Origin of the sequence: Pseudomonas sp. NPDC077451, assembly GCF_044543345.1 — a bacterium.
Taxonomy (GTDB): domain Bacteria; phylum Pseudomonadota; class Gammaproteobacteria; order Pseudomonadales; family Pseudomonadaceae; genus Stutzerimonas.
Window position 1 is genome coordinate 14178 of the sequence record NZ_JBITVX010000012.1, and the last position, 17696, is coordinate 31873.

Here is a 17696-nt window from a genome sequence, read left to right on the forward strand (position 1 = left end):
AATGACTTCGCGCCGTACCAAAATCGTCGCCACGCTGGGTCCAGCCAGCAGTTCACCTGAGGTGCTGGAAAAAATGATCGCCGCCGGGCTCGATGTGGCCCGCCTGAACTTTTCCCACGGGACGCCAGATGAGCACCGCGCCCGGGCGCAGCTGGTACGGGATATCGCCGCGAAGCACGGTCGATTCGTTGCGCTGCTGGGTGACCTGCAAGGACCGAAGATCCGTATCGCCAAGTTCGCCAACAAGCGCATCGAACTGGCCGAAGGCGACAGCTTTCGCTTCTCCGTCACCCACCCCCGCGACGCCGGCACCCAGGAAGTGGTCGGCATCGATTATCCGGATCTGGTGAAGGACTGTAGTGTTGGCGACGAACTGCTGCTGGACGACGGTCGCGTGGTCATGCGCGTGGACAGCAGCACAGCCGATGAGCTGCACTGCACCGTACTGATCGGCGGGCCGCTTTCTGACAACAAGGGCATTAACCGTCGCGGTGGCGGCCTGACCGCGCCGGCATTGACTGCCAAGGACAAGGCCGACATCAAGCTGGCCGCCGACATGAACTTGGACTATCTCGCCGTCTCTTTCCCGCGTGACGCGGCTGACATGGAGTTGGCTCGGCGGTTGCGAGACGAAGCCGGCTCCAGCGCCTGGCTGATCGCCAAGATCGAGCGCGCCGAAGCCGTGGCCGATGACGAAGCGTTGGATGGCCTGATCCGTGCCAGTGACGGCGTGATGGTCGCGCGTGGCGACCTTGGTGTGGAAATCGGTGATGCCGAGTTGGTGGGCATTCAGAAGAAGATCATTCTGCATGCGCGCCGCAACAATAAGTTGGTGATCACCGCGACCCAGATGATGGAGTCGATGATCCAGAACCCGATGCCGACCCGCGCCGAAGTGTCCGATGTAGCCAATGCCGTGCTCGACTACACCGACGCGGTGATGCTTTCAGCTGAAAGCGCTGCTGGCGAGTATCCGGTCGAAGCGATCAAGGCCATGGCGCGCGTGTGTGTCGGTGCCGAGAAGCATCCGACCAGTACCAAATCCGGCCATCGCCTGGGTCAGCGCTTCGAGCGCAGCGACGAAAGCACTGCGCTGGCGGCCATGTACACCGCTAACCACTTCCCAGGGGTCAAGGCGATCATCAGCCTGACCGAAAGTGGCTACACCCCGTTGATCATGTCGCGGATTCGTTCGTCGGTACCGATCTTCGCCTTCTCGCCCCATCGCGAAACCCAGGCCCGAGTCGCCATGATCCGCGGCGTGCAGACCATTCCCTTCGATCCGGCGGCCCTACCCGCTGACAAGGTCAGCCAGTCGGCAGTGGACGAGCTGCTCAAGCGCAACATCGTCAATGTTGGCGACTGGGTGATCCTGACCAAGGGCGACACCTATCACGGCACGGGCGGCACCAACACCATGAAAATCTTGCGTGTAGGCGATTCCCTGACCTGATCGGCGCGGCGCGCCAGGTACCGCCTGGCGCACCTTTTCCCTAGCGAGGTCAATGCCTCCGAACCCCTTTAAACTCCGGACTGACGCGTAAGAAAAGCGTCACTCAGTATCTGCCCCCGCGGCAATCCCGCCAGAAACATGCGCTTGGCGCAATCTTCGACAAAAGCCCTTCCACCACAGATCAGCGCAATCTCCTGGCGTGACGTGGCCTGCAGCGACTGAAGGCGGCTGCCTGCCTGCTCCCAATCGACGCATTCAACGCTCAGGTTGCCATTTAGCTCCGCAAGATTCTCAAGCGGTTCTCGCAGATAGGACCCGCCCCGGCAGAAGTGCAGCAGCCTAATCGGCCCCTGGTGCCCTTGTTGCAGTGCTTCGCGCACCAAGCTCCAAAGCGGGGCAAGTCCCGTACCGGCGGCCAACAACAATAAAGGTCTCATGTGCCACTCGGGCTCGTAACGCAGCGCCCCCGTATGCAGTTGGCCCAGGCGCAGACTGTCACCAACGATCAGGGTGCGAGCTGAGTTGCAGAACGCACCGCTGTGCCGGCAATCGAGGTGAAACTCAAGCCAATGCTCGTCCCAAGGCACGCTCGCCAGCGAATAGGGCCGGGCGACTCCATGGTTGTTCCACAACAGCGCGTGCTGGCCTGGGTAGTAGCGCAGCGGTCGCTCAGGGATCAAGCGCAATCGCAGAACTCGATCATCTAGCCAGTCGAATCCTTCTACCCGTGCCGGAAGCCCCTCGCGCGCAGGATCGAACGTTGCTACATCAAGATTTCCGGTCACGCTGCACTGACACGCGAGCCTCCAACCTTCCGATCGCCGGGCCGAGTCAAGTGCCTGCGGGCGTGCATCCTGTGGTTCGCCCTGCAGGCAGCGCACCAGGCAGGCATGGCAACTGCCCGCACGGCAGCTGAACGGCACGTTCAAGCCGGCATCATTGAGCGCATCGAGCAGATTGCTGCCGTTCGCCACTCGCCAAGTCCGCCCACCGTGGGTGATCTCAGGCATTCACCGGCGCCCAGCTGGTCTCGCACCGATTCCGACCGTTGCCCTTGGCCCGGTACAGCGCGTCGTCGGCACGCTGCAAAGATTCGTCCAGATCATCGCCTTCATGAAGCAGAGTCAAACCAACGGAAAGGCTCAAATGACCGGCCTGCATATTTCCCTCCGGCGGCTGGGCATTGGCGAAGGCCTCGCGCAAGCGTTCGCAACAGGCGCGGAATTGCTCGGCATCGGTGTTCGGCAACAACAGAACGAACTCTTCGCCCCCGTAGCGGGCGAGTATGTCGTCGTCTCGTAGGCAGGAGCGCGCCACGGACGCAAAGGTTTGCAAAACACGATCGCCCACCGCATGCCCGTGCAGATCGTTGATCCGTTTGAAGTAGTCGAGATCGATCAGGGCCAGGCCAGACTGATGCCCCGCCCGCAGCCGGCTCAGCTCGGATTCCGCCTTACGCAGGAAATGCCGACGGTTGTAGAGACCCGTCAGTTCGTCGGTCGAGGCCAGGTCTTCCAGCTGTCGCATCATGCCGCGCAGCGTTTCTTGATGCGCCTGCAGGGCAAAGCGGCGCTGACGCATGCGTTGACGCAACCTGTAGACATAGCCGACGAACAAGCACATCCAGACCAGAGTCACCAACAGCACGCCGGTTTGCAGCAGTGCCGTCTGCGGGTCGTTCAGGTAGCCCATTTGCGCGTCGAAGAACACCATGCCGACGAAGCTGAACAGTGCTAACACGGCGTAACGGAGGAAGTTTTTCGGTGGCAGAAACACCGCAAACATCAACACCAGTACGTACAGCACCAGCAGCGATCCACGGTTGTCGCCGAGATTGAACAGAAAGAAGGTCAGCCAGACCAGGGCAACCAGCACCTGTGGCTCGGTCAGGCTGGGGTCGCGAAAGCGCAGGTTATGGCCTCGATAGAAAACCCAGAAAAAGATCAGCTGGCTGGCCGCAATCATCACTGACCCCGCGATTGCTGTCTCGACCGGCGCCTGATAGAAGCCGGCAGCCACAGTGATCCAGGTAAGCAGCAACGCCAGACCGTAGGTGGCGGCCGCCATGCCGAAGCGCTTGGTCACCAGTAACTGCAGCGCTTGCTGTTCGCTCTCGTCACGACTGGCGCGCATGGAATCCTTCCCATAGTGGCAATTCGTCACACTTTACGCCGGCCCTTGTAAAAAACCTATATGCAGTTGTGTTGGGCAAGCGAACTATCACCTCAAACAGGGCCGTCGTTATTGTCATCGCGCCAATGCCGAGCCGATGCCTCAGCCCTTCGCGCAACGCCCAATCGCAGGCAGCGTCATACCAGTTTCCCCTGTGCATCCCTTCACCTTTGGTCCGTCTGTGTTCGCTGCTGTACGGCAGGTTATACTGCCGCGCATTTTTACCCGAGCGTGTCGGTCGTTGTCTCGATACGCGCTGTTTCCGCCCCGCCAAGAGGACGCGCTGCATGACCGTGATCAAGCAAGACGACCTGATACAAAGCGTTGCTGACGCTTTGCAGTTCATCTCCTACTACCACCCCGTCGACTTTATCCAGGCGATGCACGAGGCCTACCTGCGTGAAGAGTCACCGGCAGCCCGTGATTCCATGGCGCAGATCCTGATCAATTCGCGGATGTGCGCCACCGGACACCGCCCGATTTGCCAGGACACCGGCATCGTTACCGTATTCGTGCGCGTGGGTATGGACGTACGCTGGGACGGCGCAAGCATGAGCCTGGACGACATGATCAATGAAGGCGTCCGCCGTGCCTACAACCTGCCGGAGAACGTTCTGCGGGCTTCGATCCTCGCCGACCCCGCAGGTTCCCGTAAGAACACCAAAGACAACACGCCGGCGGTCATCCACTACTCCATCGTTCCGGGCGACAAGGTCGAAGTAGACGTAGCGGCCAAGGGTGGCGGTTCGGAAAACAAGTCGAAGATGGCCATGCTCAACCCGTCCGACTCGATCGTCGATTGGGTGCTGAAGACCGTGCCGACCATGGGCGCCGGCTGGTGCCCGCCGGGCATGCTTGGCATTGGCATCGGCGGCACCGCCGAGAAAGCCGCGGTGATGGCCAAAGAAGTGCTGATGGAATCCATCGACATCCACGAACTGAAGGCCCGCGGCCCGCAGAACCGCATCGAAGAGCTGCGTCTGGAGCTGTTCGAGAAGGTCAACCAACTGGGTATCGGTGCGCAGGGCCTGGGCGGCCTGACCACCGTGCTCGACGTGAAGATCATGGATTACCCGACCCACGCTGCGTCGCTGCCGGTGTGCATGATCCCCAACTGCGCCGCCACCCGTCATGCACACTTCGTGCTCGACGGTTCCGGCCCCGCCGAACTGACCCCACCGCCGCTGGATGCCTACCCCGAGATCGTCTGGGAAGCCGGCCCGAGCGCGCGTCGCGTCAACCTCGACACCATCACGCCGGAAGAAGTGCAGAGCTGGAAGCCGGGCGAAACCGTTCTGCTCAACGGCAAGATGCTCACCGGTCGCGACGCCGCGCACAAGCGCATGGTCGACATGTTGAACAAGGGAGAAGAGCTGCCGGTGGACCTTAAGGGTCGCTTCATTTACTACGTCGGTCCGGTCGATCCAGTCGGCGACGAAGTGGTTGGCCCCGCCGGCCCGACCACCGCGACGCGCATGGACAAGTTCACCCGTCAGATCCTCGAGAGCACCGGCCTGCTGGGCATGATCGGCAAGTCCGAGCGCGGCCCGATCGCCATCGAGGCCATCAAGGACAACAAGGCGGTGTACTTGATGGCGGTCGGCGGCGCGGCCTATCTCGTCGCCCAGGCGATCAAGAAGTCCAAGGTGCTGGCGTTCGCCGAACTTGGAATGGAGGCGATCTACGAGTTCGAAGTGAAGGACATGCCGGTCACCGTCGCGGTCGACACCAACGGCGAATCGGTGCACATCACCGGGCCGGCGATCTGGCAGAAGAAGATCGCGGAAAACCTGGCTGTAGAGGTGCAATAACCGATTGCGCCAATAGAAAGCCCGGCGCATTGCCGGGCTTTTTGCTTACAGGACGCCAGTTGCAGCGCAAATCATCAACTAATCACGCCGGCTCCGGCGCAGCTGAACGAACAACCCCTCCACCTTCGCCCGCGCCCATGGCGTCTTACGCAGAAACGTCAGGCTCGACTTGATACTGGGGTCGCTCTTGAAGCAGCGGATATCGACCCGCTCCGCCAGCCCTTCCCAGCCATAGTGAGCCTGCAGCTCGACGAGTATCGACTCCAGCGTCACGCCATGGAGCGGGTCTTGGGGTTGGGACATTGCGGCCTCGGAGCTTGAGCAGGCAGCGCCTGCGGGTGAATAAAAAGGCCCGCCGGAGCGGGCCTTCGAACGGAGCGGCATATTACAGGCTGATGCGGGTCCCGAGCAGCTCGAGGAATGCTGCCAGCCAAGCGGGGTGCGCCGGCCACGCCGGAGCGGTCACGAGGTTGCCCTCGGTATGCGCCTCGTCGACACCGATATCGACGAATTCACCACCGGCCAGCCGAACCTCCGGCGCGCAGGCGGGATAAGCGCTACACGCACGCCCGCGCAGCACATCAGCGGCAGCCAGCAACTGAGCGCCGTGGCACACCGCGGCAATCGGCTTTTTCGCCTCACCAAATGCCTTCACCAGTTTTATCACCTGCTCGTTGAGCCGCAGGTACTCAGGCGAGCGGCCTCCCGGCACCACCAATGCGTCATAGTCCTCAGCGCGCACCTCGGCGAAATCGAAGTTCAGCGCAAAATTATGGCCGGGCTTTTCGCTATAGGTCTGGTCGCCTTCGAAATCGTGGATCGCTGTGCGCACGGTGTCACCAGCCTTCTTGTCCGGGCAGACCGCATGCACGGTATGACCGACCATCTGCAGCGCCTGAAACGGCACCATGGTTTCGTAATCTTCGACGTAGTCACCGACCAGCATCAGAATTTTCTTCGCAGCCATCAGAACGCTCTCCCTTTTCAGTTGGACACTTTATAAACGGCTCGGCCCGTGCCGTCAGCCGCTTCGGTTGAATATATTGATCACGAGCCGGTCGAGCAGGCCCCACAGCCGCTGATACATCCGCAGGTAAAGGGGGCGCGCGTGCCACTGTTGCAGGTCAATCTCGAGGCTCTGATTGAAGTCGTGCTCGAAGCTCTTGGCAACGTCGGCGCTTAGCTGCGAGTCGACCGCTTCCAGGTTCGCCTCAAGATTCCAGCGCAGATTCCAATGATCGAAATTGCACGAGCCGACACTCACCCAGTCATCGACCAAAACGAGTTTCAGGTGCAGAAAGTGTGGCTGATATTCATGAATCCGCACGCCTGCGCGAAGCAATCTTGGATAGAAACGCTGCCCGGCATAGCGCACGGACGGATGGTCGGTGTTGCGGCTGGTCAGCAGCAGTCGAACCTCGACGCCGCGGCGAGCCGCGCGCATCAGCTCCCTCCGGACCTTGCCCGTCGGCAGAAAATACGGAGTTGCCAGCCAGATACGCCGCTCAGCCCTTCGCAGATTGCGCAACAGGCTGTGGAGAATGTCTCGATGCTGACGCGCAGCGGAATAGGCAACTCGCCCTGCTCCGTCGAGCGCATCGGGCGCGGCGGGTATCTTCGGCAGCTGCCGAGGCAACGGCAGCTGCCAGATCCGGCGTTTGAGGCACAGGGTCCATTGCACATCGAACAGGCGCTGCCAGTCCTCCATCACCGACCCGCTGATTTCCACCATCGCCTCATGCCAATGCTCGTCCGGCTTGTCCGGATTCCAGAACTCGTCTGTCGCACCGGCGCCTCCAACAAAACAGCACAGATCATCGATCAGGATCAGCTTGCGGTGATCGCGATGAAGGTTGCGGAACTTCAGCTGTAGCTTGAGCGGGTTGTATTGGCGCAGGTCGACCCCTGCGTCGAGCAGCCGCTGACGCGTCTTCTGCCCGAGTTTCAAGCAACCGAAGCCATCGAACAGGCAGCGCACGCGTACACCACGCCCGGATGCTGCAATCAGGGCGTCGACGAGCCGATCGGTACAGAGCCCGTCCTCGACCAGATAAAGCTCGATATCCACACGCTGCTGCGCAGTATCGATACGCTGCAATATCTGTGGAAAAAATTGTGGGCCGTCGAGCAGCAACCGAAAACGATTACCTTCGCGCCATGGAAACACCTCGCCGGCGAGCATCACGCTTGCATGCCTCGGGCAGAGCACGCGGGGAAGCAACTACGGATACAGCTGGAAGCCATTGAAATCCTTGTCCGGTAAACACTCAGGCACGGAATGTACCTCGCCAGGATCAGCGGCTCCTGTCGTAAGCCGTGATGGCACGCCTGTTATAGGTTCGCGCCGCCGTGCAGAGTTCCCGCCTCGGTGGCTTTATCGCATCGTTCAGTCCCGGTCACGCTGAGGCGTCAGTGCGAAAGCCGCCGCGGCCTTGTCCAGCCGCTTGGCCTGTGCCTGACGCGCCAACTGCAATATGCCGCGATCGCGCTGCCATAGCTCGGCCCAATGGCCCGGACCTTCATCAAGGGCCGTATCCAGCGCAGGTAAGGTTGCGGCCCATTGTGCATCGAGCGCAGCCAGCAACAGCTGCGTCGAAACCTCAGCGGGCGGCTGGCGCGATACTTCGGCTGCAGCCGCCAGCAGACCGATCAACCTGAGCTGCAGCGCCTGCGGCCATGCGCACTCCAAGGCGATTCCATACAACCAGCTGACCATGGCGACGAGCACGTACAGGTCTTCCAGCGTGCGAAACGGCTTGACGTAATCGTCCCAGCCGTCACCCGCCAACCGCTGACATGGCACCCGCTCGAGGCGCAAGCGCCCATGCACGATATCCGGTACCAGCGGCAGCGGCGGCCTGTCCTCGATAGTCACGCCCCGATCACCGCAACCCACGACGCACAGGCTGAGCCTTGCCGGCTCGCCTGGCGCCTCGTCTCGTGCCGGAACCAACAACCAGGCCGCCGCCGATCCAGCAATGACGAAGTCCTTGCTGCCGGTGAGCGTCAATCTATCCAACCGAGTCTGCATATCCGCCGGACGCAGCTTGCGCTGCTCGGTCGCGCATAGCGCACCGATACCCGCTGGCGCCGACGGCCAGAGCCGCCGCAACGCGGCCTGATAGCCGGCCAGAAACGCCAGACCAGGCGTGGCGGCTTGCCGGCCGCCGCGCACGGCCAATTCGAATGGGTCACCGCCTCCATTGGCCAGTATCTCGCCAAACCAATCGTCCAGCTGCGCAGGCTGCGGCAAGCGTTCAATCGGACCAAGCACGGTGTGCCAAGACATCGGTTCTCTCCAGCAGATTCGGTTGGTTCTGGGGGCTTGAATGCCGTCATCCAAGCATCACGGATCCGTAACAACCGTGACACCGCCCCTGCCTAGCCTCTGGCATCACGGACTGACGGAACGCCAACCATAACAACCATGCGCTCCGGATGCATTGCCACTGCCAGGCTGACCAGGAGATCGAGCATGACCACCATTGCCTTCCCCCGCGTGACGCGACAACTGCAGGCGGTACGCCTGCTCGGCGACGATGCATTACGTGAGGCTCAGGCGCTGCGTTATCAGGTATTCAACGGCGAGTATGGCGCTCAGTTACAGGGCAGCGAGGCCGGTTTGGACAGCGATGAGTTTGACGCTTACTGCAGCCATATCGGTGTACGCGACTCAGGCAGCGGGGAGCTTGTCGCAACCACGCGCCTGCTCGATAACCAGACGGCGCGTGGATTGGGACGGTTCTACAGCGAAAACGAATTCAACTTACAAGGCCTGGCGAAACTTGAAGGGCCGATCCTGGAGATTGGCCGGACCTGCGTTCATCCGGCCTACCGCAACGGCGCGACCATCGCCGTGCTCTGGGCGGAACTGGCTGAAGTGCTCAACCAGGGTGGCTATCGATATCTCATGGGCTGCGCCAGCATTCCAATGCGCGACGGCGGCGTCCAGGCCCAGGCCATCATGCAGCGACTGCGCGAACTTCATCTTTCGACGGAGCTGCTACACGCATGCCCTAAAAACCCGCTACCAGCGCTCGCGTTGCCCGACAACGTCATCGCTGAGACACCTGCGCTGCTCAAGGCCTACATGCGACTGGGTGCAAAGATCTGCGGTGAACCTTGCTGGGATCCAGATTTTCAGGTCGCAGACCTCTTCATTCTCCTCAAGCGCGACGAGCTGTGCCCACGTTACGCCCGGCACTTCAAGGCAGCGGTCTGAATGCGCAGGATCAGGTTGTATTTTCGTCTCTTGAGATTGGCCATGGTGATTCTCTACGGCCTGGTACTGGCCTGCAGCCTGAAACTGCGCACGGTGCTGGGCTTTAATCCAGCTCAAGCTGCGCGTCAGCAGCTGTGCCGTTCGTTTCTGGGGCGGCTCGCAGCGGCATTGCCATTTCAGATTCGTGTGACAGGCGATTTGCCAGATAAGCCGATGTTGTGGGTCGCCAACCACCTATCGTGGACCGACATCCCCCTGCTGGGCCTGCTGCAACCGATGACCTTCCTCGCCAAAGCCGAGATCCGTCATTGGCCGGTGATTGGCTGGCTAACAACCGAGGCTGGAACCCGCTTCATCCAGCGCGGCGGTAGCGACAGTACGTTGCTCAGCCAGCAGATGAGCGAGGAACTGGGGCAAGGAAGCAGCGTGCTGATTTTCCCCGAGGGCACCACAACCGATGGCACTTCGCTGCGCACATTCCACTCAAGACTGCTAGCCTGTGCGATCGATACGGGTGTGCCGGTACAGCCCGTTGCGATTCGATATCTGCGCAACGGCGTTAACGATCCGATAGCCCCCTTTATCGGCGACGACGATCTGCTTTCACATCTGTTTCGGCTACTGGCGGAAGATACAGCAGTGGTGGAAATCCAGCTGCTGGCCCCGCTATCCAGCCATGACACGCAACGTAACCCACTCGCCCGTCGTTGCCACAATGCGATCGCCGAAGCGCTGTACGGTCCTTCGCAGCTGATGCCGATCGCCAACGCTGCCTGATGCAAGCTGAGCGCAAGCAAGCGCTGCTAGACTCGCCTCATGAACTATCTTGCGCACCTTCATCTCGGCGGCGAGCGGCCCGGGCAGCTGCTCGGCAGTCTCTATGGCGACTTCGTCAAAGGGCCCTTACAGGACCGATGGCCAGCCGATATCGAAGCGGGCATTCGCCTGCACCGACAGATCGATGTATTTACCGATAGCCACCCGATTGTCCTTCAAGCCAAGCAGCGCTTTCCCCGCGAGCGACGACGCTACGCAGGCATATTGGTCGATCTTTTTTTCGATCATTGCCTGGCGGCGCATTGGCCCCACTACGCCGAAGAGCCCCTTCAGCATTTCACCGCGCGGGTGTATCAGGTGTTGCTTGAGGAAGCCGAGCTCCCCGGCACGCTGGCGCTAATCGCGCCGCGCATGGCCGCTCAGGACTGGCTCGGCAGTTATCGGGAGTTTTCCGTGATGGAGCAGGTTGTGGCCGGCATGAGCCGGCGTTTGTCACGCCCCGAAGGGCTGCTCGGCGGTGTCGAGGAAATGGAACGGCTATATGAGCCGCTGCTGCAGGACTTCCAAGCGTTCTATCCGCACCTGCAAGCCTTCGCTCGCCGGGCAGACTGACCGCCGCCAGGCCACCGCCGGCCTTGCCTACTTATCAGCCACGCAGAGCTGCGGCAAAGCTTTCCAGCCAGGGCTCGGCGTCGGTCTCCGGCGTTACCGTTTCGCTGGCATCAAGGCGCAGCATTTCCTGCACTTCGCGTACGCCCAGCTCGGCGTACAACTCCCGAACCAACTCACCGCCACCGCAGAAAGTATCGCCATAGCTGGCGTCCCCCAGTGCGATCACCCCGCCGGGCAAGCCCTGCCAGGCCGGAAATTGATCACGAATCGCCGTGTAGAGCGGGACGAAACTGTCCGGTAGCTCGCCCATCCCGGTGGTGGCAGTCACCACCAGCAATGCTTGCGGTCCGAAGTCCAGGACCTGCGCTAGCTGCGCGCGCGGATCATGCCAGGCGTCGAACCCCGCCGCCTTGAGTACCGTCGCAGCATGGCGGGCAACGTCTTCAGCTGTGCCATAGACAGTACCGGAGAGGATGGCCACTTTCATGATGAGCTCCGTTTTAGATTAAAGCCGAGCATTATGCCGCATCCGACACACTCATCCCGACCGAGCGGTTCTACACTTCAAAACGGCCCGCCGCCAGGCGCAAGGGAATTACATCGAGCATATGTTGTCGCAGTGCCGACGTGGTAAAGGATCTCGTAGAGGTCTGTGCTGCACTCTGGAGCGTTTAGGCATGGGCAGACGGGTCTGCCCATGCCTTGAGAGGGAAATCGGGATGCCGAGCAAAACTGATCTGACCAGTGCCGAACTGGCCTATATCAACGAACTTGTCAGTGGCTCGTCTGCAGAGCCGGGCGAAACGCGGGCTGGCTTCCGTGTCGACGGCGGAGAAAAGGCCAACGGCTTACTCTTGCAACTGGCTGCGAAGGCCAACCTGACCCTCGAAGCGGAGCTCGAGGACTATTGCATGTCGTTCCCGCTGCAGCTGAAGCAGGACGAATTCCAGGCGGTGCAATTGCAGCTCGCGCCTCCGACCATCTATGAACGCGGACCGGTACTTCGCGCCTGGCGATTGCACTTGGACGAGCCGCTGCCACTACTCTCCGACGATGGCAACGAAACCGCGCTGAGCGTGCACGAGCTGTCACCCAACGGCCTGTTGGTGGACGCCGGAGCCAAGCATCAGGCGCCCAAACATCTGCACATGCGCCTGGCACTGCCGGGCGAAGACTCGTTTCAGATCGACGCGCATCGGATCCGCCATGCCGAAGGTGGAATGACTGCCTACGAAGTCGAATACCCGCAGGGCAAAGATGCCGAACGCATCCGCTCCTATCTGTACGAGCAGCATCAGCGTCTGCATCCCGAGCTGCAGCCAGAGCTTTCTACACAGGCCACCTCCGACGCGCCCGAGACCCCTTAGCAGCACCTTAGACGCCAGCCTTTCCACGCACGAAAATGCCCGCATAGTAGGGTCGTTGCGCACCCTGGTGTAAGCTGGCAAGGCACTGCTGCCTTGCACAGGCCGCGCGACCTTCCCCGTCCCACTCGGTATCCCAGCATGACCCAGCCGACGGCCCCGATACTGATTACCGGTGCCAGCCAGCGCATCGGCCTGCATTGCGCCGAACGTTTGCTTGATGAAGGCCAGCCGGTAATCGTGAGCTACCGCACCCCTCGCGCAAGTCTGGCTCGGCTTCGTGAGCGTGGTGCGCTGACCTTGCATGCCGATTTTTCCGCTGCAGCGGGCATCCACGCCTTTATCGCTGTACTCAAGGAGCACACCAGCGCCCTACGCGCGATCGTTCACAACGCATCGGACTGGCACCCGGAGACGCCGGGTGAAGAGGCTGAAACATTCCAGCGCATGTTCGAGGTGCACATGCTCGCGCCTTATCTGATCAATCTTCACTGCACTGAACTGCTGCAGCATGGCGGTCCGGCAGACATCATCCACATCGGTGACGACGTCACCCGCGTCGGCAGCAAAAAGCACATCGCTTATGCAGCCAGCAAAGCCGGTTTGGACAACCTCACGCTGTCGTTTGCAGCTAGGCTGGCGCCGGCGATCAAGGTCAATGGCATCGCGCCTGCCTTGATACAGTTCAACGAAGGCGATGACGAGATCTACCAGCGCAAGGCGCTTGCCAAATCCGCCCTTGGCATCGAGCCCGGCGCCGAGGTGATCTACCAGAGCCTGCGCTATCTGCTGGATAATCCCTATGTCACCGGCACCACGCTGAGCGTTAACGGTGGCCGCCACCTGATCTGACACGCGAAGGAACCCCATGCCCCGACTGGAACCTGCCATGGCGCGCATCCGCGTCAAAGACCTGCGACTACGTACCTTCATCGGTATCAAGGAAGAGGAAATCCTCAACAAGCAGGATGTCCTGATCAATCTGACGATGCTTTATCCTGCGGCCGAGGCCGTGCGTGACAACGATATCGACCATGCACTGAACTACCGAACCATCACCAAGGCGATCATCCAACACGTCGAGGACAACCGTTTCGCCCTGCTCGAACGGCTCACTCAGGAAATCCTCGACCTAGTCATGGCGCATCCGCAAGTGCGTTACGCCGAAGTCGAAGTGGACAAGCCGCACGCTCTGCGCTTTGCCGAGTCGGTATCGATTACCCTCGCCGCACATCGGGACTAACCTTCGCGCGTCAATCGCTGCCATAGGCCAGGGTCGTCATCAGCGCAAGGTCACCGCTGCGTGCGTCCAGCCGAGTGTGCTGAATCACCACCGGTACGGTGGAAATGAATACGCTGGCATAGTCAGTCTCACGCGGCACTGCCTGGGGTGTCTGCAGGTCATCGAAACGGAGATGCAAGGTTCGACGCGCTGGAACCCGTATCGCGTAGGGCCCGATCGGCTCACGGTCAGCGAAGTACAGCGTCAGCTCAATTACCGCCTCCAACGGGCCAGCGTTCAGAATGCACGCCGTCTCATGGCTGCGCAGCGCCGGCTCATCGGGTTTCGGTCCCAACGCCGGCAGGTACCCTTCGGCTATCACCCAGTGTTTTTTCCCAATCACATCCAGTCTCCTCGACAGCTGGATGGCCGGCCGGCCATCCTGTTTAGCGGAGGCGGTTCAAGCCGCTAAAGTTCCCCGCCGCTATCTGGCCCACGGCCTGCGTCGAGGTTATGATCCCGCCGAAGTCTGCAACGCCGAGACCCTTGAAATGAATGAACAAGAACGCACCGAACTCGAAGCCGCCGCTTTCCGCCGCCTAGTCCAGCACCTGCGCAGCCGCCCGGACGCACAAAACATCGACCTGATGAACCTGGCCGGCTTCTGTCGCAATTGCCTGTCGAAATGGTACAAGGCCGCCGCCGATGACCTGGATATCGAAGTCAGCCTCGATGAGGCTCGCGAAGAGGTCTACGGCATGCCATACGCGGATTGGAAGAAACGCTATCAAAAGGACGCGACGCCTGAGCAACAGGCTGCGTTCGACAAGGCCCAAAAACCATGAGCAGCCTCAGGGACTTTCGCGCCAGTCTGCGCAACCGAAACCACCCATTCAGCGAGACGCTGGCATTCATCGCCAGCGCCTATGACTACCAGCCAACCCGCTTTTTCAATGGCAGCGTTGAAAACGCTGCCGGGCAGAACGAGGGCTCGTGCAAAACGTTGGGCCTGGCCGTGCTGGAAGGCTTCACTACAGAAGAAGCCTTGCTTGCGTTCGGGGAGCACTATCAATCAGTGCTGGAGAACCCCAGTGGATCCGACCACTTGAACATCCGCGCCCTGATGGATACCGGACTCCCGGGCGTGCGCTTTGATCAGCAGCCGCTGAGGCGCAAACCGGTGAATTTCGAAGAGAAATAAAAAAGGGCCGGCCAGGCACTTGGGGAAGGCTTGAAGCGGACGGCCCTGAAAACCAAAAGGAGATTTCGGGGCTAGCCTAAAAGCCAAGCGCAACGCTGGCTATTGCATAAAGCCGATCGGCCTAATAGTCCAGTCCTATCGACTGTGATGCCGCTTTTCCCACCCCGACAAAGCCGGTAAGGTCCGGACCGTCCTTTCCGGAGTATCGTCAATGCCCGTCGCTGCCCTATCCGGCCCCCAATACCTACGTGAAGGCCTGAAGCTGATTCTTAGTCCCGGCCTCAGGCTGTTCGTCATTCTGCCGCTGACCGTCAATCTGTTGCTGTTCTGCGGCCTGATATATCTGGCGGTGCGCCAGTTTGGCGGCTGGGTCGACGCCTTCATGCCTAACCTCCCCGAGTGGTTAATGTTCCTCGAATACATCATCTGGCCGCTGTTCGTAGTGCTGGTGGTGCTGATCGTGTTCTTCACTTTCACCATGCTCGCCAACATCGTTGCCGCCCCTTTCAATGGCTTTCTCGCCGAAAAGGTGGAAACCGTGGCACGCGGAGTCGATAGCGCCCCACCGTTCAGCTGGAGCGAGCTGCTGGCCATGTTGCCGCGAACCATCGGACGCGAGGCACGCAAACTGGCGTACTTCGCACCCCGTGCGCTGGTGTTACTGATCCTGTCATTCATTCCGGTGGTCAATCTGGTCGCAGCGCCACTCTGGCTTCTGTTTGGCGTCTGGATGATGGCGGTGCAGTACATCGATTATCCAGCGGACAACAACAAGCTGAGCTGGGACGAAATGATGGTCTGGCTGCGCCAGCGCCGCTGGAAAAGCCTGAGTCTCGGCGCGGTGACCTACGCAGCATTGCTGATTCCTTTCGTCAATCTCCTGATCATGCCGGCAGCCGTGGCAGCCGCAACGCTGTTCTGGGTGCGCGAGGGCGGCAAATCGACAATGCCAACCGTGATCGATCCGTGAACTGCGAGCCGTTGAGGTGTCTAGATTCGAACACCTCACACCGGGAGACCCGCAATGGCGCTGACCGCCCTCGCAATCAACTGTACCCTCAAGGCGTCGCCCCAACAGTCGTCCTGTAGCGTGTTGCTGAGCCAGGCTCAGCGCGAGCTGGAAAAACTCGGCGTCAGCTGCGAGCAGGTCCGCGCAGTGGACTTCAACATCAAGCCCGGCGTGACGTCAGACGAAGGCGAAGGTGACGACTGGCCGATGATTCGGGAAAAGTTGCTTGCAGCGGACATCCTGATTCTCGGCACGCCGATCTGGCTCGGCCATCCATCCAGCGTTTGTCAGCGCGTACTGGAGCGCCTGGACGCGTTCATTGGTGAAGTGGACGACGAGCAGCGGATGGTCTCGTACGGGCGGGTTGCTTGCGTCGCGGTGGTGGGTAACGAGGATGGCGCCCATCATGTGGTTGCCAGTCTCTATCAGGGACTGAATGACGTAGGCTTCACCATCCCTGCCAACGGCTGCACCTATTGGGTCGGACCGGCGATGGGGTCGACGGATTACAAGGATGTGGAAGATCCTGGCGAGAAGATCGGCAAGACCAACGCGATGTTGGCGCGCAACGCCGTGCACTTGGCCAAGCTGCTGAAGCAGGCCGGTTATCCCGGTGCCTCGCAATAACGATGCGCAAAAAGAAGCCATCCCTAGGATGGCTTCTGTGCAGCTAGAGATTGCGTCGCGCGTCAGGCCAGCGTTTTCAGCGCTTCACGACTAAAGGGCAGAATGTCCTGCATACGCCCTTCTTTCACCTTCAACGCCCAGTCCGGATCGCAAATCAGTGCGCGTCCTACCGCCACCAGATCGAACTCCTGCTTGTTCAGACGTTCGAGTAACCCCTCGATGTTGGCTGGCTGCGCCACCTTGTCAGTCTTGATCATGAACTGCAGGAACTCTCCATCGAGCCCCACGCTGCCGACGGTGATGGTGGGCTTGCCAGTCAGCTGACGGGTCCAGCCAGCGAGGTTGAGGTCGGAACCTTCGAACTCCGGCTCCCAGAATCGGCGAGTCGAGCAATGGAAGATGTCCACACCCGCCGCAGAAAGCGGCTCGAGGAATTCGCCAAGCGCTTCCGGCGTGGTGACCAGGCGCGCTGAGTAGTCCTGCTGCTTCCACTGAGAAAAGCGGAAAATGATCGGAAAGTCCGGTCCTACCGCCGCGCGTACCGCCTCGATCAGCTCGATGGCGAAGCGGGAGCGATTGGCCAGGCTCCCACCGTACTCGTCGGTGCGCTGGTTGCTGCCCTCCCAGAAGAACTGGTCAACCAGGTAGCCGTGCGCCCCGTGGATCTCGACACCATCCATGCCGATGGCCTGGGCATCCTTGGCAGCCTGGGCGAACGCTGCGATCACGTCCTGAATATCCTGTTTGGTCATGCCGTGCACCACGACCTCGCCATCCTTCACCTTCTCCATCGGGCCGTAACCCGGCACTTCCGGCTCCGGCTCGGTTCCCTTGTGACGAACATTGCCCACGTGCCACAACTGCGGAACGATCTTGCCGCCGGCCGCGTGCACGGCCTCGACCACCGCTTTCCAGCCGGCCAGCGGGGCTTCGCCGTAGAAGCGCGGCACTTGCGGATAGCCATTGGACGCCTTGTGGCCGACCGTGGTGCCCTCGGTGATGATCAACCCCACACCCGACGCGGCACGACGGCGGTAGTACTCGACGACGTCCGCGGTTGGCACTCCGTTAGGAGAGAAGGAACGGGTCATCGGCGCCATCACGACACGCGTTGGCAGTTGCAAGCTACCGAGTTGGAAGGGTTGGAACAGGGCATTCACGGCTGCAGTCATTGCTGTCTCCTCTGGCTTGAAGCAAAAGCGACCGGTCGTCTCGCCGATCGCCAC

21 protein-coding genes are annotated in these 17696 nt (G+C 60.9%); 12 read left to right on the forward strand and 9 right to left on the reverse strand.

Features of this window, described 5'->3' with window-relative positions; all coding sequences use genetic code 11:
- Position 1 precedes the first annotated feature (1 nt).
- On the forward strand, positions 2 to 1453 hold the full coding sequence (gene pyk / locus ACIGHL_RS17395) for a pyruvate kinase (RefSeq protein WP_128121051.1): 1452 nt from the start codon (positions 2 to 4) through the stop codon (positions 1451 to 1453).
- A gap of 68 nt (positions 1454 to 1521) precedes the next feature.
- Here the strand turns inward: pyk and ACIGHL_RS17400 are convergent, their stop codons facing one another.
- A complete protein-coding gene (locus tag ACIGHL_RS17400; RefSeq protein ID WP_128121050.1) occupies positions 1522 to 2463 on the reverse strand; it encodes an iron-sulfur-binding ferredoxin reductase in 942 nt (313 codons plus the stop codon).
- Positions 2456 to 3586: a GGDEF domain-containing protein gene (locus ACIGHL_RS17405; protein ID WP_128121049.1), complete on the reverse strand. Its 1131-nt coding sequence runs from the start codon at positions 3584 to 3586 to the stop codon at positions 2456 to 2458. Before ACIGHL_RS17405 ends, ACIGHL_RS17400 begins: the two co-directional genes overlap by 8 nt.
- A gap of 326 nt (positions 3587 to 3912) precedes the next feature.
- Between ACIGHL_RS17405 and ACIGHL_RS17410 the strand changes: the two genes are divergently transcribed.
- Positions 3913 to 5436 (forward strand): fumarate hydratase, encoded by a 1524-nt coding sequence (locus tag ACIGHL_RS17410; protein ID WP_128121048.1) that lies wholly within the window; start codon positions 3913 to 3915, stop codon positions 5434 to 5436.
- 78 nt (positions 5437 to 5514) lie between these two features.
- Here ACIGHL_RS17410 and ACIGHL_RS17415 read toward each other — a convergent pair whose 3' ends face one another.
- From ACIGHL_RS17415 to ACIGHL_RS17430, 4 genes are all read right to left on the reverse strand, one after another.
- Positions 5515 to 5739: a VF530 family protein gene (locus ACIGHL_RS17415; protein ID WP_045429526.1), complete on the reverse strand. Its 225-nt coding sequence runs from the start codon at positions 5737 to 5739 to the stop codon at positions 5515 to 5517.
- An 82-nt stretch (positions 5740 to 5821) separates the two neighbouring features.
- A complete protein-coding gene (locus ACIGHL_RS17420; protein ID WP_177327086.1) occupies positions 5822 to 6406 on the reverse strand; it encodes a DJ-1/PfpI family protein in 585 nt (194 codons plus the stop codon).
- Positions 6407 to 6457: 51 nt separating this feature from the next.
- Positions 6458 to 7618, reverse strand: a complete 1161-nt coding sequence (locus ACIGHL_RS17425) for a phospholipase D-like domain-containing protein (RefSeq protein ID WP_128121068.1) — start codon at positions 7616 to 7618, stop codon at positions 6458 to 6460.
- Positions 7619 to 7822: 204 nt separating this feature from the next.
- Entirely contained in the window at positions 7823 to 8725 is a 903-nt protein-coding gene (locus ACIGHL_RS17430) for an acyl-CoA dehydrogenase (RefSeq protein WP_128121046.1), read from the reverse strand.
- A 186-nt stretch (positions 8726 to 8911) separates the two neighbouring features.
- Between ACIGHL_RS17430 and olsB the strand changes: the two genes are divergently transcribed.
- The 3 genes from olsB to ACIGHL_RS17445 are packed head-to-tail and all read left to right on the forward strand — an operon-like array spanning position 8912 to position 11047.
- Positions 8912 to 9658 (forward strand): L-ornithine N(alpha)-acyltransferase, encoded by a 747-nt coding sequence (gene olsB / locus ACIGHL_RS17435; RefSeq protein WP_128121045.1) that lies wholly within the window; start codon positions 8912 to 8914, stop codon positions 9656 to 9658.
- Positions 9659 to 10435 carry a lysophospholipid acyltransferase family protein gene (locus ACIGHL_RS17440; RefSeq protein ID WP_128121044.1) on the forward strand — a complete coding sequence of 259 codons (777 nt, stop codon included), beginning with the start codon at positions 9659 to 9661 and terminating at the stop codon, positions 10433 to 10435.
- A 39-nt stretch (positions 10436 to 10474) separates the two neighbouring features.
- Positions 10475 to 11047, forward strand: coding sequence for an acyl carrier protein phosphodiesterase (locus tag ACIGHL_RS17445; RefSeq protein ID WP_127838587.1), 573 nt, complete (start codon positions 10475 to 10477; stop codon positions 11045 to 11047).
- 34 nt (positions 11048 to 11081) lie between these two features.
- Here the strand turns inward: ACIGHL_RS17445 and ACIGHL_RS17450 are convergent, their stop codons facing one another.
- Entirely contained in the window at positions 11082 to 11534 is a 453-nt protein-coding gene (locus tag ACIGHL_RS17450) for a flavodoxin (RefSeq protein ID WP_045429547.1), read from the reverse strand.
- A 232-nt stretch (positions 11535 to 11766) separates the two neighbouring features.
- Here ACIGHL_RS17450 and ACIGHL_RS17455 point away from each other — a divergent pair, with 232 nt between their 5' ends.
- From ACIGHL_RS17455 to folX, 3 genes are all read left to right on the forward strand, one after another.
- The gene (locus ACIGHL_RS17455) at positions 11767 to 12414 is read left to right on the forward strand and encodes a PilZ domain-containing protein (RefSeq protein WP_128121043.1); all 648 of its coding nucleotides are present in this window, start codon (positions 11767 to 11769) and stop codon (positions 12412 to 12414) included.
- Positions 12415 to 12552: 138 nt separating this feature from the next.
- On the forward strand, positions 12553 to 13263 hold the full coding sequence (gene folM, locus ACIGHL_RS17460; RefSeq protein WP_128121042.1) for a dihydromonapterin reductase: 711 nt from the start codon (positions 12553 to 12555) through the stop codon (positions 13261 to 13263).
- A 16-nt stretch (positions 13264 to 13279) separates the two neighbouring features.
- The gene (folX, locus tag ACIGHL_RS17465) at positions 13280 to 13654 is read left to right on the forward strand and encodes a dihydroneopterin triphosphate 2'-epimerase (RefSeq protein WP_128121041.1); all 375 of its coding nucleotides are present in this window, start codon (positions 13280 to 13282) and stop codon (positions 13652 to 13654) included.
- A 10-nt stretch (positions 13655 to 13664) separates the two neighbouring features.
- Here the strand turns inward: folX and ACIGHL_RS17470 are convergent, their stop codons facing one another.
- Positions 13665 to 14036: a sensory rhodopsin transducer gene (locus tag ACIGHL_RS17470; protein WP_206606872.1), complete on the reverse strand. Its 372-nt coding sequence runs from the start codon at positions 14034 to 14036 to the stop codon at positions 13665 to 13667.
- A gap of 148 nt (positions 14037 to 14184) precedes the next feature.
- On the opposite strand from ACIGHL_RS17470, the gene ACIGHL_RS17475 reads away from it, so the two are divergent.
- From ACIGHL_RS17475 to ACIGHL_RS17490, 4 genes are all read left to right on the forward strand, one after another.
- A complete protein-coding gene (locus ACIGHL_RS17475; protein WP_045432104.1) occupies positions 14185 to 14478 on the forward strand; it encodes a DUF1244 domain-containing protein in 294 nt (97 codons plus the stop codon).
- Positions 14475 to 14834 (forward strand): HopJ type III effector protein, encoded by a 360-nt coding sequence (locus ACIGHL_RS17480; protein WP_128121039.1) that lies wholly within the window; start codon positions 14475 to 14477, stop codon positions 14832 to 14834. The genes ACIGHL_RS17475 and ACIGHL_RS17480 overlap by 4 nt, the downstream gene beginning before the upstream one ends.
- A gap of 211 nt (positions 14835 to 15045) precedes the next feature.
- Positions 15046 to 15804 carry a sulfate transporter CysZ gene (gene cysZ, locus ACIGHL_RS17485; protein WP_046162779.1) on the forward strand — a complete coding sequence of 253 codons (759 nt, stop codon included), beginning with the start codon at positions 15046 to 15048 and terminating at the stop codon, positions 15802 to 15804.
- Between the two features lie 54 nt (positions 15805 to 15858).
- Positions 15859 to 16470: a flavodoxin family protein gene (locus tag ACIGHL_RS17490; RefSeq protein WP_128121038.1), complete on the forward strand. Its 612-nt coding sequence runs from the start codon at positions 15859 to 15861 to the stop codon at positions 16468 to 16470.
- Between the two features lie 62 nt (positions 16471 to 16532).
- Here ACIGHL_RS17490 and ACIGHL_RS17495 read toward each other — a convergent pair whose 3' ends face one another.
- The gene (locus ACIGHL_RS17495; protein ID WP_128121037.1) at positions 16533 to 17642 is read right to left on the reverse strand and encodes an NADH:flavin oxidoreductase; all 1110 of its coding nucleotides are present in this window, start codon (positions 17640 to 17642) and stop codon (positions 16533 to 16535) included.
- Positions 17643 to 17696 lie beyond the last annotated feature (54 nt).